The organism is Hyphobacterium indicum (assembly GCF_003129605.1).
Classification (GTDB): Bacteria; Pseudomonadota; Alphaproteobacteria; order Caulobacterales; family Maricaulaceae; genus Hyphobacterium; species Hyphobacterium indicum.
Window position 1 is genome coordinate 111,419 of the sequence record NZ_QBDX01000002.1, and the last position, 14,993, is coordinate 126,411.

Below are 14,993 nucleotides of genomic sequence, written 5' to 3' on the forward strand. Positions count from 1 at the left end.
CAGGATACCGCCTCGCGGATCAATCCCTTCGTGCTGCTTGAGGAAGAAGACCCCGAAAGCCCGCCGGATGACGAGCGCGTCTCCATTCTGTCCTTCGAGCAATCGCTGCAGGCGGATGCGGACAGGGCCGGCGAACCGGTCGTTTTGCCCACCGCCTATCGCAACACGATCTGGGCGCAGCCGGATGGCTATCCGACCCATGCGATGCAGCACACCCAGGCCTCCGGCAATCTCGACATCCTGTTCCGCCGCAATTTTGGCCAGGGCTCCAATCGCTCCAGCCGCATCAATGCCCGCCCGATCTATGCCGATGGCCGGATTTACGCCATGGATGGCCGCGGTCATGTGTACGCGCTCGATCCGGAAGACGGCAGCCAGATCTGGCAGGCCGATTTGCGCTCGGACTTCCGCCGTGACCGGACGACATTTGGCGGCGGCCTGGCCTTCGACGGTGGGCGCGTCTTTGCCCATAACGGCAACCGCTTTCTCGCCGCGCTGGACGCCGCGACCGGCAATGAAATCTGGCGCGCGGACTCGCTGACGCCCTTCCATTCCGCGCCGACCGCTGTCAATGGCATGGTCTTCGTCTCCACCGATGACAATGAGCTCTATGCAATCGAGCAGGGCAATGGCGAAATCGCCTGGAATCACCAGGGCATTGCCGAGCCAGCCCGGCTCCTGACCTCGCCGAGCGTGGCCGTATTGGGCGAAACCATTATCGCCCCCTATGCCTCCGGTGAAATCGTGGCGCTGCGCATCCAGAACGGCAACCCGATCTGGAATGATGCGCTCACCCGCACCGGCGGACTGACGCCGATCTCGGCCATCAATGATGTCGCCGGAAGCCCCGTGATTGTTGACGATTTCGTCTATGCGATGAGCCATTCCGGCATTCTGGCCGCCTTTGACCTGCGCACGGGCGAGCGTCTGTGGACCCAGCCGGCCGGTGGACTTCACGCGCCCTGGGTGGCCGGCGATTTCATCTTCCTGGTGACAACTGACGGAGAAGTGGTGTGCGTGGAACGCGCGGACGGCACCATCCGCTGGATCACCCAGTTGCAGCAATTCGAGAGTGAACGCCGCCGCCGCGACCGCATCGCCTGGTCCGGACCGGTCTTGGCCGGAGGCCGGCTGGTGCTGACCGGATCGCATGGCGCGGCCGTCATCCTTTCGGCCAGTGACGGAACCATCCAGCGCCAGGTCAATCTTCGTGATCCGGTCTATGTCGCCCCGATCATTGTCAATGAAACGATCTATGTCGTGACCGATGAGGCCCGGCTGATCGCGCTGCGTTAACCGATATGGCTGTCCCCACAATTGCGGTGGTGGGCCGCCCGAATGTCGGCAAGTCGACCCTGTTCAACCGTCTGGCCGGCAAGCAGCTCGCCATTGTCGACGACATGCCCGGCGTCACCCGTGACCGCCGCGAGGCCCATGGCCGCCTCGGCGACATTCCCCTGCGCATCATTGATACGGCCGGATTTGACGACGCCGACGCTACAAAGCTGGGCACCGACATGCGGGCCCAGACCGATCAGGCCCTGGCGGATGCCGATATCTGCCTGTTTGTGATTGATGCCCGCGAAGGCGTCACCGGTCTTGACCAGGCTTTTGCCGACGTCGTGCGCCGGTCCGGAGTCAAAGTCGTCCTGGTGGCCAACAAGGCGGAAGGACGCGCCGGTCTGGTGGGCATTTCAGAAAGCTATGCGCTGGGGTTCGGTGAGCCGGTCGCCCTGTCGGCCTCCCATGGTGACGGCATCGGCGATCTTTATGCGGCGGTGTCCGAAGCCCTCGGCGATTTCGACGAGATCGGCGATGACCGCAGCGAGGAACCGCCGCTGCGCATTGCCGTGATCGGCCGCCCCAATGCCGGCAAATCCACCCTCATCAATGCCTTGATCGGCGAGGACCGGCTGATCACCGGCCCGGAAGCCGGGGTGACGCGTGATGCCATCGCCGTCGACTGGCTCTGGGACGGCCGCCGTGTGCGGTTGCACGACACCGCCGGCCTGCGCAAGAAAGGCAAGGTCACCGACCGGCTGGAGCGGATGAGCGCCGCGGACACGCTGCGCGCCATCAAGTTCGCCGAAATCGTGCTTTTGCTGGTCGATGCCGAACACCCGTTCGAGAAACAGGACCTTACCCTGGCCGATCTGGTCCTGCGCGAGGGGCGGGGCCTGGTCATGGTGCTGGCGAAATGGGACCTCGTCTCCAACCGCCATGCCGCCCTGAAAGAACTGCAATATGAATTCGAGCGCCTGCTGCCGCAGGCCAAGGGCGCGCCTCTGGTGCCGGTTTCGGCGCTGAAGATGAAGGGGCTGGACGATCTGATGCCGGCGGTCACCCGCCTGCACAAGAACTGGTCGGCCAAGATCAAGACCCGCGATCTCAATGACTGGCTGCAGGAAATGACGGCGCGCCATCCGCCGCCTGCCGTCAATGGCCGCCGCATCAAGCCGCGCTACCTCTCGCAGACCAAATCCCGTCCGCCGACCTTCGTCCTGATGTGTTCGCGCGCTGCCGATCTGCCGGAAAGCTACAAGCGCTATCTGGTCAATGGTCTCCGCGAAGCGTTCGACATGCCCGGCGTGCCCATCCGGCTGATCGTGAAAGCCGGCAAGAACCCCTATACCGATGGCGCCCGCGGCGGCAGCGGGAATTAGTTCTGCTATTCCATCTCGGCGGCTGGATGTCTCTCCCTGCTTGCGGGGGGCGGGCACCTGCCATCAACCAATGAATTGCGTCATCCATCGAGATCACCCGAATAAATCGGGTGATGACGCTTTGATCAGGGCGTCCGGGGTAAGCCCCGTTACCTCTCGTCGGGAAAGTCGATCCATTCGCGATGACGGGTAGTGTCCGCTGAAACCAGCGACAGGACCAGCGGCACCAGCGCCTCGGGCGGGGGCAGGGCATCGCGGTCCTCGCTGGGGAAAGCCTTCTTGCGCATGGCGGTGCGCATCGGCCCCGGATTGACCAGATTGATCCGCAAGCTGGAGCTATTGTGCTCATCCGCCCAGGACATGACCAGCGCATCCAGCGCCGCCTTGCTGGCGGCATAGGGTGCCCAGTAGGCGCGGCAGGATTTAGAGGCCCCGGAAGTCAGGAAAACCGCGCGTCCGGCCTCCGATTTCAAGAGTAGCGGTTCAAACGCGCGGATCAGGCGGGCGGGCGCAATCACATTCACGCCCATCACCTCGTTCCAGGTCTTGGCCGTCACCTGATAGGCCGGTGTGAGCTCGCCCAGCTGTCCGGCAGCGGCCACCAGAATGTCGAGCCGGCCCCACCGTTCGGCAATGATTTCGGAGAGCTTCTCGATGCCTTCGGAATCCAGCTGGTCCAGCGGCACCAGCGTGCATTGTCCTCCGGCCGCGCGGATTTCGTCATCCAGCTCTTCCAGCCCGCCCTGCGTCCGCGCCGTGGCGATGACGTGGGCGCCTTCCCGCGCGAGGCCAAGGGCAATGGCACGGCCAATGCCGCGGGAAGCGCCGGTGACCAGCGCGATTTTGTCATTCAGCATCGGATCACTCATGCATCGACAAGCAGGGAAAGCTGCCGGTCCTTGTCGGAAGCCGCGCGCTCGTGATCGAGCAGGCGGGTCGGATATTGTCCGGTGAAATAATGATCGGCCAGTTGCGGGGCCGCGTCATTGCGCGCTTCACCGAGCACGGCCTGGTAAAGGCCATTGATCGACAGGAAGCCGAGACTGTCGGCTTTCAGGGCCCGTGCCATCTCGTCACAGGCCATCGAGGAGGCCATCAGCTCGTCCGTGCGCGGCATGTCGATGCCATAGAAATCCGGGCTGACAATGGGCGGGCAGGCGGAGCGGAAATGCACTTCGGTGGCGCCGGCTTCGCGCATCATGTCGACGATCTTGCGCGAGGTTGTCCCGCGTACAATGGAGTCATCAACCAGCAGCACACGCTTGCCCTCGATGACGGAGCGGTTGGCAGAATGTTTGCGGCGGACGCCGAGATCGCGCTTGGCCTGGGTGGGCTGGATGAAGGTCCGGCCCACATAGTGACCCCGGATAATCCCCATTTCATAGGGCACACCGGCTGCCTGGGCGTATCCCAGCGCCGCCGGCACGCCACTGTCCGGGACGGGAATGACGACATCGACATCGGCGGGCGCATCGCGGAAGAGCTGGCGGCCCATTTCCTTGCGCGCCTCATAGACGCTGATCCCGGAAATCGCGGAATCCGGACGCGCAAAATAGATGTATTCGAAGGCACAGGGACGGGGGCGCTGCGCCGGCGCAAACCGTTCCGACTTGATGCCATCCTCACTGACGATAATCGCTTCGCCCGGCTCGATATCGCGCACATATTTCGCGCCGATCACGTCCAGCGCGCAGGTTTCCGACGCCAGAATGACCGCGCCATCCAGATCGCCCAGCACCAGCGGACGGATGCCGAACGGATCCCGCGCCGCAATCAGCTTGCCATTGACCACTGCGACAAGGGCAAACGCCCCTTCAATCTGTTTCAACGCTGACAGGAAGCGTTTTGATGCGCTGGTCCGGTTTGACCGGGCGGCGATCTGCAGGATGACTTCCGTGTCGCTGGTCGACTGGAATATGGCACCCGTCGCCACCAGCTCGTCGCGCAGCGTGCGCGAATTGGTCAGATTGCCATTGTGGGCCACGGCTATGCCGCCGCCACGCACATCGGCATAGAGCGGCTGGATATTGCGGATAATGGTCGCGCCCTGGGTGGAATAGCGGACATGACCGATGCCGGTGGAGCCGGGCAGGCGGTGATGGGTCTCGCCATCCGCGAAATTGTCGCCGACCAGCCCCATATGACGTTCGGCATAAACCCGCGATCCGTCATGGGTGACAATGCCGCAGCTTTCCTGTCCCCGGTGTTGCAGGGCATGCAGGCCGAGCGCGATCAGCAGTGCCGCATCGGCCGCGCCATAAACGGCGAATACGCCGCATTCTTCTTTCATATGATCCGTTGCGGGATCATAGGAGAGGGGGGGCGCCGGAAATCTCATCCGTCATCATCCTCGCTGGCAGTGCCGATTAATTCATCGAGCCGGTTACGGTCGCGCTCGTCATACGCTCTCTCGGCCGGCGTTTCCGCAGGCGATATAGCCTCTGTTCGTCCGATATGCGAATCCCCCGGCGCAAGAGATTGCAGCAGACGCGCCGAAGTGTTCACCAGCGGGTAGAGGCGCGCATCCGTCAGCTGGCTTGGCGGCTGCCCCTGATTGGCAAGACTGGAGATGATCAGGAAAAAGCCGAGCGCCAGCAGCGCGCGGACAATCCCGAAGAAAAAGCCGAGCGTGCGGTCCAGAAAGCCGACATCATCGCCGCGTTTGACATTGGCCCGCATCGGCGCGGTCAGAAAGCTGACAGCCATGAAGACCAGCGCAAAAATAACAGCAAGGGTAACGAGATTGGCGAGCCAGCCGGAGGGCACGAAATCATCGGCCAGGGTGACAAACAGCGGCCGGCTCCACAGCGCCGCAATGGCCGCCACGATCGCTGCGGTCATGGACAGGGCTTCGCTGACAAAGCCGCGCACCAGCGCATGATAGGCCGAGGCCCCGATGAAGAGGAGGATGGCTCCATCAACCGGAGTGAGGCCGCCCATCCGCTAATCCTCCAGTTGCCAGGCGCTGATCGTGGCCACGAGATCCGCGACACCGCCCAGACCGCGCACGGTCACGGGCGGATTGCCCTCGCTCGCAGCCAGCGGCGCCAAGGCTTGTGAAAAACCGAGTTTCGCTGCTTCCTTCAAACGCGCCTCGCTCCGACCGACTGCCCGAATATCACCCGAAAGGCTCATTTCGCCAAAGACCACTGCATCAGCGGGCAAGGGCGCATTGAGCGCGGACGAGATGATCGCCGCTGCGACAGCCATATCGGCTGCCGGTTCGCCGATCTTCAGGCCACCTGCGACGTTCAGATAAACATCACGGCCGCCAAAGGAAAGCCCGCAGCGCGCTTCCAGCACGGCCAGAACCATGGAGAGCCGTCCCGAATCCCAGCCGACAACGGTGCGGCGCGGCGTGCCCAGGGGAGAGGCCGCGACCAGCGCCTGAATTTCAGTGAGCACGGGGCGCGTGCCTTCCATGCCGGCAAAGACGGCCGCGCCGGGCGTTTCATTGCCGCGGTCATTGAGAAACAGGGCAGACGGGTTTTCGACCTGCTGGAGCCCGGCCTCGCCCATCTCGAACACACCGATCTCGTCGGTCGGGCCAAAGCGGTTTTTCACGGCGCGCAGGATGCGGAACTGGTGATTGCGCTCGCCCTCGAAATAGAGCACCGCATCGACCATGTGCTCGACCACGCGCGGTCCCGCGATCTGGCCGTCCTTGGTGACATGGCCGACCAGCACGATCCCGCAGCCGGATTTCTTGGCAAAGCGCACCAGCTCCTGGGCACAGGCCCGCACCTGGGCGACGGTGCCGGGCGCGGCGGCCAGCTGGTCGGTCCACAGCGTCTGGATGGAATCGACAATGGCGATCTGCGGCTTTTCGGCTTTCAGCCCGTCGAGAATGTTTTCCAGATTGGTTTCCGCGGCCAGCGCCACCGGCGCATCCGCCAGTCCCAGCCGCCGGGCGCGGCGGCGGACCTGGTCAATGGCTTCCTCGCCGGACACATAGACCGCGCTGACACCGTTCCTGGCCAGATTGGCGACGGCCTGAAGCAGCAGGGTCGACTTGCCGATGCCCGGATCACCGCCCACCAGCAGCGCCGAGCCTGGCACGATGCCGCCACCGGCGACGCGGTCGAATTCGGCAATGCCGCTTTCATGGCGCGGCAATTCCCGGCCATCTCCGTCCAGCGTAACAAATTCCAGGCGGCTGCGGCGGCTGGCCTTTTTGGCCTTGGCGGCCGTTCCCATGGGCGCCGGAGCCGCTTCCTCGGTCAGCGTGTTCCAAGAACCGCAATCATCGCAGCGCCCCGCCCATTTGGCATGGACGGAACCACAGCTTTGACAGACAAACTGGCTATCGGCACGCGCCATGACGAATCATCTCTCCCGAACGGGGTTCAGTGTCCGGTCCGCACCACGCATTCGCAAGGCGCTAGTGTGACAGGCCTTCATACCGGTCATCGGTGATGCGGTCGGAGAATTTCGTCCGTGCGCCATCAAAGGCGAGCTCGACCGTGCCGATCGGGCCATGCCGCTGCTTGCCGATAATGACTTCGGCATTGCGTTCGATCTGCCGGAATTCCTCTTCCCAGGCGAGGTATTCCGGCGTGCCTTCGGTCGGTTTCTCGCGTTCCTTGTAATAGGCTTCGCGATAAACAAACATCACCACGTCCGCATCCTGCTCGATGGAGCCGGATTCGCGAAGGTCGGCGAGTTGCGGCTTCTTGTCCTCGCGCTGTTCCACCTGCCGCGAAAGCTGGGAGAGGGCGATCACGGGAACCGACAATTCCTTGGCCAGCGCTTTCAGCGCCTGCGTCACCTCGGAGACTTCCTGCACCCGGCCCTGGCTGGCCTTGCTGGCCGAGGCGGTTACGAGCTGGAGATAGTCGACCACGATGACGTCGAGCCCGTGCAGGCGTTTCAGGCGCCGCGCCCGGGCGCATAGCGCTCCGATGGACAGGCCACCTGTATCGTCGATGTAGAAGGGCAGGCTCTGGATATCGAGCACCGCGTCGCGGATTTCCTCATATTGCGCCGGATCAATATCGCCGCGCCGGATCTGGTAGCCGGGAATGCCGGTATAATCCGCGATCAGACGTGTCGCGAGCTGTTCGGCGCTCATTTCCAGCGAGAAGAAACCGACCACGCCGCCGCTCTCGGTCTTCTTCGAGCCGTCGGGCAGGGTCTGATACTGGTAGGCGCGGGCAATCGAGAAAGCGATATTGGTCGCCAGAGCGGTCTTGCCCATGGACGGGCGTCCCGCGAGAATGATCAGGTCCGAGGAGTGCAGCCCGCCCAGCTTGGCGTCCATGGCCTTCAGACCCGAGGAAATCCCCGACAGCCCGCCTTCGCGCTCATAGGCCGCCGCCGCCATCTCGACGGATTCGGTCAGCGCATCCTTGAAGCTGATGAAGCCGCGCTGATTGCCGCCGGTCTCGGCCAGCTCGAACAGCTTGCGTTCGGCGCTCTCGATCAGATGGCGGGCATGGGTTTCCGGTGTCGCTTCGGTGGCTTCGTGGGACAGTTCCGCACTGACCCGGATCAGCGCCCGGCGCAGCGCCAGATCATAGATCAGCTGGGCATATTCAACCGCCGCCACCGAGTCGGACGCGCTTTCGAGCAACAGCGCCAGATAGGACGCGCCGCCGATTTCCTTCAAACCGCCATCGCGCTCGAAATCCGTTTTGAGAACAATGGCATCAGCCAGGGCGCCGCGCTGGATCCGGTCTGAAATCGCCTGGAAGATCCGGCCATGGACGGGGTCGTAGAAATGGTCCGCGCGCAGCCAGTCACTGACCCGGTGCAGCACTTCATTGTCATACATGAGCGCGCCCAGAAAGGCCTGCTCGGCCTCGATATTGTGCGGGGCTGACTCGGCTCCGGTATCGTCCGGATGGGGGAGATCATGTATTGCCATGGCTCAGGTCTTAACGATGTCTTAAAGCGCGTCTACTGATGAAAATTCGTTGACATTGGGGTTTTTCAGATCGCCAACAGGAAATTGCCGATCTGTGGATAACTCGAGTCGCGGGCAAAGAAAAAAGGCGGGCCGCAATGGCCCGCCTCAATTCCGTTCAAGGATGAAAACCGGGCTTACGCCTTGTCTTCGTCCTCTTCCGCAGCTTCAACTTCAGCTTCGGCTTCCGCCTGGGCATTTTCCTCGGCCGCGATCAGGTCTTCCGGCTCGGCTCCGGCTTCAAACAGCTCGGCCGCCTGGGCTTCGGCAATGGCGCGATCCTCATCGGCTTGCGATGCGATCACGTCTTCGCCCTTGGCCTGACGTTCGGCTTCGTCCGTCGTGCGGGCGACATTGATGGTCACCGTGATGGACACTTCCGGGTGCAGCTTGATTTCGATCTCATGCAGACCCAGCGTCTTGATCGGGACGTTGAGCACCACCATCGAGCGGCCCACCTTGACGGCGTCCGTGGACACCGCTTCCGCGATATCCCGCGTGGTCACCGAACCGTAGAGCTGGCCGGTTTCGCCCGCCTGACGGATCATGATGAAGGTTTCCCCATCAACACCCTCGGCGGATTTGGCAGCTTCATCCCGGCGCTCGGCATTGCGCTTTTCGAGGATTTCGCGCTGTGCTTCGAACCGCTTGCGATTGGCTTCGGTGGCGCGCAGGGCACGCTCCTGAGGCAGCAGGTAATTGCGGGCATAACCCGCCTTTACGGCCACTTCCTCACCCATGTCGCCCAGATTGTCGACGCGTTCAAGAAGAATAACTTGCATCGTCTTTCTCCTTAATCGACCGCGTAGGGCAGGATGGCCATCTGGCGGGAGCGCTTGATGGCACGGGCCAGTTCGCGTTGTTTCTTCGCGGAAACAGCGGTGATGCGGGCCGGGACAATCTTGCCCTTTTCCGACATGTAGCGCTGCAACAGCTTGGGATCCTTGTAGTCGATCGCCGGCGCATGCTCGCCGGAGAACGGACAGACTTTCCGGCGGCGCTGGAACGGGCGGCGGGCCGGAATATTGGAAATATTCAGATCAGACATGTTCGTGTCTCCCTCGGCCTAGCGGCGCTGTTCCCGGCGGCGCCGGTCGTCTTTTTTCGACAGAATGGCGGACGGCTCTTCCGTGTGCGCATCGACCTTCACCGTCATGTGACGGATGACGTCGTCGGACAGGCGCTGACGGCGGTCGAGTTCGTTCAGAACCTCCGCGCCGGCGTCAATGTCCAGAAGGCCGTAATGGCCCTTGCGGTGCTTGTGTACACGGTAGGCGAGGTTGCGAAGACCCCAGTATTCGGTCTTGCCGACCTTGCCGCCTTTTTCCTCAACGAGGGTTTTGAGCTCTTCGGTCAGAGACTCAACCTGCGCCGGAGAAATATCCGGACGCGCAATGAAAACATGCTCGTACAGAGCCATGTGGGCACTCCCTTCTCTCATGAATGCGGCGCGGATCAACCGAAGGGTCGGGATGATCTGCGGTGGCTCCTTTTCCCATGCGCCCTGTGCGCACGTTACAGACGGGAGAAAGGACCGCATTCGTTCGAAGGCGGGCGTATAGGCGAAAGCCTGCGGCAAGGCAAGTGGGGAAAGGCTAATCGCGCAGCCGGTCGGGCAACTGGCTGAAATGCAGGATGGCCCGGATCAGCACCCGGTCAGGTTCGATCGAATAATAGGCGACATGATGGCCAACCACGAGTTTTCGCACGTCTTCGCCGCCGAACATGACCACTGGCGCTCCCTGCGGCCACTCCATCGCCTTCTCAATGCGCTCAAGCAGGCTGCTCACATATTCGTCGGCCTGATAGGCACCCCAGTTAAGTATCGTATAGCGGCCGATGTCTTTGATATTGGCCCGGGCGCGCTCCGAATACTCAACTTTCGGCATCTAACTTGGCCTGTTCGAGCATTTCCCTGACCTCGGCGTGAACCTGTTCCATGGGAACCGTCCGCCCGGCGTCGATATCACGCTGGCTTTCCTCCAGCATGTCCCGCAAGGCCCGTTCCTTCTGCGCCTGGATGACCTCATAGTCGGCCTCGGACACGACATAGGACGAGCCCCGCCCGTGCTTTTCGATGCGCACCGGCCCGCGCTGTGCATCATCCAGCAATTGCCCGAACTTGTTCTTGGCTTCAGTAGCGGTGTAGGTCTTCATGACTTTTGTCCATAATAGCTAATTTAGCTAAAATAGCTGAAAAGAAGCACGCGATCAACGTGGTGACGGTGCTTGTGGAGTTTCGGCCTCCTCACACCACCGTCCGGCAATGTGGAAAGTGCCGCCGCGTTCTTCACAGCGCTTCACCGGGTCGGCTACGATAGCGACGCCCATCAGCACCGCCGAGCCGAGCACGAAGAAGATCGCGGCATAGAGGAGACGGCGGGCGAGGGGTGGCCGGGTGCGCATGCCCGAATTCTGACGCATTTCCTGCTGCACACAAGCCTTGCCGCGCGGGCCGGGATCGGGCGATAGGCCCGGTCGCGGGCTGCAACCTTCACATGCTGGGCGGCAGCGGGGGCAATCTGATAGTCTTTTGGTGCCGGGGGAGGGGCGCCAGCCGGTTCTTGATCCTGTGAAGGGATGATGCTGATGCCCTGTACCATTCGATACCTGCCCGAACACAATATCTTCGAGATGCGCACCCATGGCAAAATGACCGTGGAGGAGATCGCTGCCTACATCCCCGATTGCATGGCGCGTCCGGAATGGAATGAGCACAGCCAGATTCTCGGCATTGCCAGCGCGGACGCCGATTTCAGTGATTTCACCATCAAGGGATATCAGGAGGTGCTGATCCCGGCCATGAAGAAGGCAAGGTCAGGGCCGGCAGCCGGGCTGAAAGAGGCCATCCTTGTCGAGAAGGAGCTGGATCTCGCCATTATCAAATTGTTCGAATTGATGGCCATCAGCGGACCGGATCTGAAAAGCCGCGTCTTCCGCGACCGCGATGAGGCCATTGCCTGGCTGACCTCCGGCGATTGATTAAACCGGCTGCGCTGTTTATCGACACCCTGAATGAAGTTGAGGGAGCACGCCATGACGCTGGCATTCGTATTTCCGGGACAGGGCTCGCAGGCGGTCGGCATGGGCACGGAGCTGGCCGGGGCCTTTCCGGCCGCGCGGGCCGTGCTCGACGAGGTCGATGAGGCGCTCGGCCAGAAACTCTCCCACCTGATGGCGGATGGTCCGCTGGAAGACCTCACGCTGACCGAAAATGCCCAGCCGGCCATCATGGCGGCTTCGATGGCCGTGATGCGGGTGCTGCAAACCCAGTTCAGGATTGACGCGACGGCCGCAAAATTCGTCGCCGGTCACTCGCTGGGCGAATATTCGGCGCTGGCGGCTGCCGGATCGCTGTCCATCACTGATGCGGCCAGGCTGCTCAAGCTGCGCGGTCAGGCCATGCAAGCCGCGGTGCCGGTGGGCGAAGGCGCCATGGCGGCCCTGATCGGTGCCGAAATGGATGTCGCCGAAGCAGCGGCCAGGGCCGGGGCGGAACACGGCGTCTGTCAGGTCGCCAATGACAATGCGCCGGGCCAGATCGTGATTTCCGGGGCCAAAGCCGCCGTCGATGCGGCGATCGCCCATGCCCAGTCACAGGGTGTCAAACGCGCCATGACCTTGCCGGTTTCGGCGCCGTTTCACTGCACGCTGATGCAGCCGGCGGCCGATGCCATGGCCGCAGCATTGGCCGCAGCAAAAATCAATGCGCCGGGCGTGCCGGTCGTCGTCAATGTGCGCGCCGCCCCGGAATCCGATCCCGATACGATCCGCGAACTGCTGGTCGAACAGGTGACCGGCCGGGTGCGCTGGCGCGAGAGCGTGCAATGGATGGCGGGTGAGGGCGGCGTCACGGAATTCGCCGAAGCCGGTGGCAAGGTGCTGTCCGGCATGCTCAGGCGCACCGCGCCGGACGCGGCCGGCACGCCGCTGATCACCCCTGACAATCTGGAAGCCTTCGCCGCTTCCCTCAAAGGAGCCAAATAATGTTCTCTCTCGAAGGCAAGACCGCGCTGGTCACCGGTGCCACCGGCGGTATCGGCGGCGCCATTGCGCGCACACTCCATGCCCAGGGCGCAACGGTGACGATTTCCGGAACCCGACAGGAAAAGCTGGATGAACTGAAGGCAGAGCTGGGCGAGCGGGTGCATGCCATCGCCTGCAATCTCGACGATGGCGAAGCGGTGGACGCCTTGCCGAAACAGGCCGCTGAAGCCATGGGCGGGCTGGACATCCTCGTCGCCAATGCCGGCATCACCAAGGACGGCTTGTTGATGCGGATGAAGGACGAGGACTGGCAGCAGGTCCTGAAAATCAATCTGGAAAGCTATTTCCGCCTGTCACGCGCCGCCTTGCGCGGCATGATGAAGGCGCGTCATGGCCGCATCATCGGCATCACTTCGGTTGTGGGCGTGATGGGAAATCCCGGACAGGCCAATTATTGCGCTTCCAAGGCCGGCATGATCGGTTTCACCAAATCCCTGGCCCAGGAAGTGGCTGCACGCGGCGTGACGGCGAATTGTGTTGCGCCGGGCTTCATCGCCTCGCCGATGACCGACGCGCTGAACGATCAGCAGCGTGAAGCCATCCTGTCGAAAATCCCCGCCAATGATCTCGGCTCCGGCGAGGATATTGCTGCAGCCGTGGCCTATCTCGCCAGCGATGAAGCGCACTACGTCACCGGCCAGACCTTGCACGTGAATGGCGGCATGGCCATGATCTGATACCGGCCGGGCAGGCCAAGGCGCACACCGACTGGTCAAGCACGAATTGGCGTGCTAACTGCCCCGCACCGTTTGTTTGGGGGAACGGCGTCTGTATTCGGCGCTTCACGGCTCGTCCGGCCCCGCATAAGGTTTTACGAAGGATTGCAGAAGGGAATCGCTTATGTCCGACGTTCTTGCCCGCGTTAAAAAAATCGTTGTCGAACATCTCGACGTTGAAGAAGACAAGGTCACAGAGTCCGCGTCCTTCATCGACGATCTCGGCGCTGACTCGCTCGACAATGTCGAACTGGTCATGGCGTTCGAGGAAGAGTTCGACATTGAAATCCCGGATGATGCCGCAGAGCACATCCAGACGGTTGGTGCCGCTGTGAAATTCATCAGCGAGAAAACCGGCTAGTCACGGATTGTCATGCGCCGTGTTGTTGTTACCGGACTGGGTATCGTTTCACCGCTGGGATGCGGAGTCGAACCTGTCTGGAAGCGGCTTTTATCCGGACAATCGGGCATAAAGCCCATTGAACATTTTGATGCCAGCGATCTCGCAAGCCGGATCGCTGGCATTGTTCCACGCAAGGATGGCCGGGGCGGTGGTGCGGATGATCCGCATGCCTTTGATGCCGATGCCACCATGGCGCCGCGTGAACAAAAGCGCATCGACGAATTCATTCTCTACGGTATTGCCGCCGCCGATCAGGCCATCGAACATTCCGGCTGGTCCGCCCGCTCGGATGAAGAGGCGGAACGCGCCGGCGTGATGATCGGTTCGGGGACAGGTGGTCTGAGCACCATCTATGAAACCTCCGTCCTCCTGAAAGAGCGCGGCCCGCGCAAGATATCGCCCTTCGTCATTCCCGGCATCATCATCAATCTGATTTCCGGTCAGGTCTCGATCCGCCATGGATTGAAAGGCCCGAACCATTCGGTCGTCACGGCCTGTTCCACCGGCGCGCACGCCATTGGCGATGCTGCCCGGATGATCAAATATGGCGATGCCGACATGATGGTCGCCGGCGGGGCTGAAGCCGCCATCTGCCGCCTCGGCGTCGCCAGTTTTGTCGCGGCCCGCGCCATGTCGACCGGCTTCAACGACACACCGGAAAAAGCCTCGCGTCCTTATGACCGGGACCGGGATGGCTTCGTCATGGGCGAAGGGGCCGGCGTGGTCGTCCTGGAAGAATATGAAAGCGCCAGAGCCCGCGGCGCGACCATCTATGCCGAGGTGGCGGGCTATGGCCTGTCCGGCGATGCCTTCCACATCACCGCACCGGCAGAAGACGGCAATGGCGGTTTCCGGTCGATGCGCGCCGCATTGAAGGATGCCGGTCTGGAACCGTCCGATATCGACTATGTCAATGCGCACGGCACCTCCACGCCGAAGGGTGACGAGATCGAACTGAAAGCCGTGGAGCGCCTGTTCGGCGATGCGGCAGACGATATTGTCATGTCCTCGACGAAATCATCGATCGGACACCTGCTTGGCGCGGCCGGAGCTGTGGAGGCGATCTTCTCCATCCTGGCGATCCGCGACGGCATTTGCCCGCCAACGCTCAATCTTGACAACCCATCGGTGGAAACACCGATCAATCTTGCCCCGCACAAGGCGGTGGAAAAACCGGTAAGAGCGGCCCTTTCGAACTCCTTCGGCTTTGGCGGCACCAATGCGTCCGTAATTTTCCGGGCCGTGGATTGATCTGCGGC

General features: G+C 62.3%; 18 protein-coding genes. 7 read left to right on the forward strand and 11 right to left on the reverse strand.

Annotated elements, in window-relative coordinates; translation table 11 throughout:
- Positions 1-204: 204 nt before the first annotated feature.
- Both DBR16_RS04915 and der read left to right on the forward strand, forming a co-directional pair.
- On the forward strand, positions 205-1,296 hold the full coding sequence (locus tag DBR16_RS04915; RefSeq protein WP_407657709.1) for a PQQ-like beta-propeller repeat protein: 1,092 nt from the start codon (positions 205-207) through the stop codon (positions 1,294-1,296).
- Positions 1,297-1,301: 5 nt separating this feature from the next.
- Positions 1,302-2,663 (forward strand): ribosome biogenesis GTPase Der, encoded by a 1,362-nt coding sequence (gene der, locus DBR16_RS04920; protein ID WP_109260150.1) that lies wholly within the window; start codon positions 1,302-1,304, stop codon positions 2,661-2,663.
- Between the two features lie 149 nt (positions 2,664-2,812).
- Here der and DBR16_RS04925 read toward each other — a convergent pair whose 3' ends face one another.
- From DBR16_RS04925 to DBR16_RS04975, 11 genes are all read right to left on the reverse strand, one after another.
- The gene (locus DBR16_RS04925) at positions 2,813-3,532 is read right to left on the reverse strand and encodes an SDR family NAD(P)-dependent oxidoreductase (RefSeq protein WP_109260151.1); all 720 of its coding nucleotides are present in this window, start codon (positions 3,530-3,532) and stop codon (positions 2,813-2,815) included.
- Complete coding sequence (gene purF, locus DBR16_RS04930) at positions 3,529-4,953, reverse strand: amidophosphoribosyltransferase (protein ID WP_233347590.1); 1,425 nt, start codon at positions 4,951-4,953, stop codon at positions 3,529-3,531. Before purF ends, DBR16_RS04925 begins: the two co-directional genes overlap by 4 nt.
- Positions 4,954-4,997: 44 nt before the next feature.
- Positions 4,998-5,603, reverse strand: a complete 606-nt coding sequence (locus DBR16_RS04935) for a CvpA family protein (RefSeq protein WP_109260153.1) — start codon at positions 5,601-5,603, stop codon at positions 4,998-5,000.
- A gap of 3 nt (positions 5,604-5,606) precedes the next feature.
- The gene (radA, locus tag DBR16_RS04940; protein ID WP_109260154.1) at positions 5,607-6,983 is read right to left on the reverse strand and encodes a DNA repair protein RadA; all 1,377 of its coding nucleotides are present in this window, start codon (positions 6,981-6,983) and stop codon (positions 5,607-5,609) included.
- A 61-nt stretch (positions 6,984-7,044) separates the two neighbouring features.
- The gene (locus DBR16_RS04945; RefSeq protein ID WP_109260155.1) at positions 7,045-8,529 is read right to left on the reverse strand and encodes a replicative DNA helicase; all 1,485 of its coding nucleotides are present in this window, start codon (positions 8,527-8,529) and stop codon (positions 7,045-7,047) included.
- 176 nt (positions 8,530-8,705) lie between these two features.
- On the reverse strand, positions 8,706-9,350 hold the full coding sequence (rplI, locus tag DBR16_RS04950) for a 50S ribosomal protein L9 (protein WP_109260156.1): 645 nt from the start codon (positions 9,348-9,350) through the stop codon (positions 8,706-8,708).
- 11 nt (positions 9,351-9,361) lie between these two features.
- Positions 9,362-9,616, reverse strand: a complete 255-nt coding sequence (gene rpsR, locus DBR16_RS04955; RefSeq protein WP_109260157.1) for a 30S ribosomal protein S18 — start codon at positions 9,614-9,616, stop codon at positions 9,362-9,364.
- Positions 9,617-9,634: 18 nt separating this feature from the next.
- Positions 9,635-9,988: a 30S ribosomal protein S6 gene (gene rpsF / locus DBR16_RS04960; RefSeq protein ID WP_109260158.1), complete on the reverse strand. Its 354-nt coding sequence runs from the start codon at positions 9,986-9,988 to the stop codon at positions 9,635-9,637.
- A 175-nt stretch (positions 9,989-10,163) separates the two neighbouring features.
- Positions 10,164-10,457, reverse strand: coding sequence for a type II toxin-antitoxin system RelE/ParE family toxin (locus tag DBR16_RS04965; protein ID WP_109260159.1), 294 nt, complete (start codon positions 10,455-10,457; stop codon positions 10,164-10,166).
- A complete protein-coding gene (locus DBR16_RS04970; RefSeq protein WP_109260160.1) occupies positions 10,444-10,725 on the reverse strand; it encodes a type II toxin-antitoxin system Phd/YefM family antitoxin in 282 nt (93 codons plus the stop codon). The genes DBR16_RS04965 and DBR16_RS04970 overlap by 14 nt, the downstream gene beginning before the upstream one ends.
- Positions 10,726-10,779: 54 nt before the next feature.
- Positions 10,780-10,992, reverse strand: a complete 213-nt coding sequence (locus tag DBR16_RS04975) for a hypothetical protein (RefSeq protein ID WP_125184504.1) — start codon at positions 10,990-10,992, stop codon at positions 10,780-10,782.
- A 165-nt stretch (positions 10,993-11,157) separates the two neighbouring features.
- Between DBR16_RS04975 and DBR16_RS04980 the strand changes: the two genes are divergently transcribed.
- The 5 genes from DBR16_RS04980 (at position 11,158) to fabF (ending at position 14,985) form a co-directional block, all read left to right on the forward strand.
- A complete protein-coding gene (locus tag DBR16_RS04980; protein WP_161539414.1) occupies positions 11,158-11,550 on the forward strand; it encodes an STAS/SEC14 domain-containing protein in 393 nt (130 codons plus the stop codon).
- A 54-nt stretch (positions 11,551-11,604) separates the two neighbouring features.
- Complete coding sequence (gene fabD / locus DBR16_RS04985) at positions 11,605-12,555, forward strand: ACP S-malonyltransferase (RefSeq protein ID WP_109260163.1); 951 nt, start codon at positions 11,605-11,607, stop codon at positions 12,553-12,555.
- On the forward strand, positions 12,555-13,292 hold the full coding sequence (gene fabG / locus DBR16_RS04990; RefSeq protein ID WP_109260164.1) for a 3-oxoacyl-[acyl-carrier-protein] reductase: 738 nt from the start codon (positions 12,555-12,557) through the stop codon (positions 13,290-13,292). The genes fabD and fabG overlap by 1 nt, the downstream gene beginning before the upstream one ends.
- 163 nt (positions 13,293-13,455) lie before the next feature.
- Positions 13,456-13,692, forward strand: a complete 237-nt coding sequence (locus DBR16_RS04995; protein WP_109260165.1) for an acyl carrier protein — start codon at positions 13,456-13,458, stop codon at positions 13,690-13,692.
- A gap of 12 nt (positions 13,693-13,704) precedes the next feature.
- Positions 13,705-14,985: a beta-ketoacyl-ACP synthase II gene (gene fabF / locus DBR16_RS05000; RefSeq protein ID WP_109260166.1), complete on the forward strand. Its 1,281-nt coding sequence runs from the start codon at positions 13,705-13,707 to the stop codon at positions 14,983-14,985.
- Positions 14,986-14,993 lie beyond the last annotated feature (8 nt).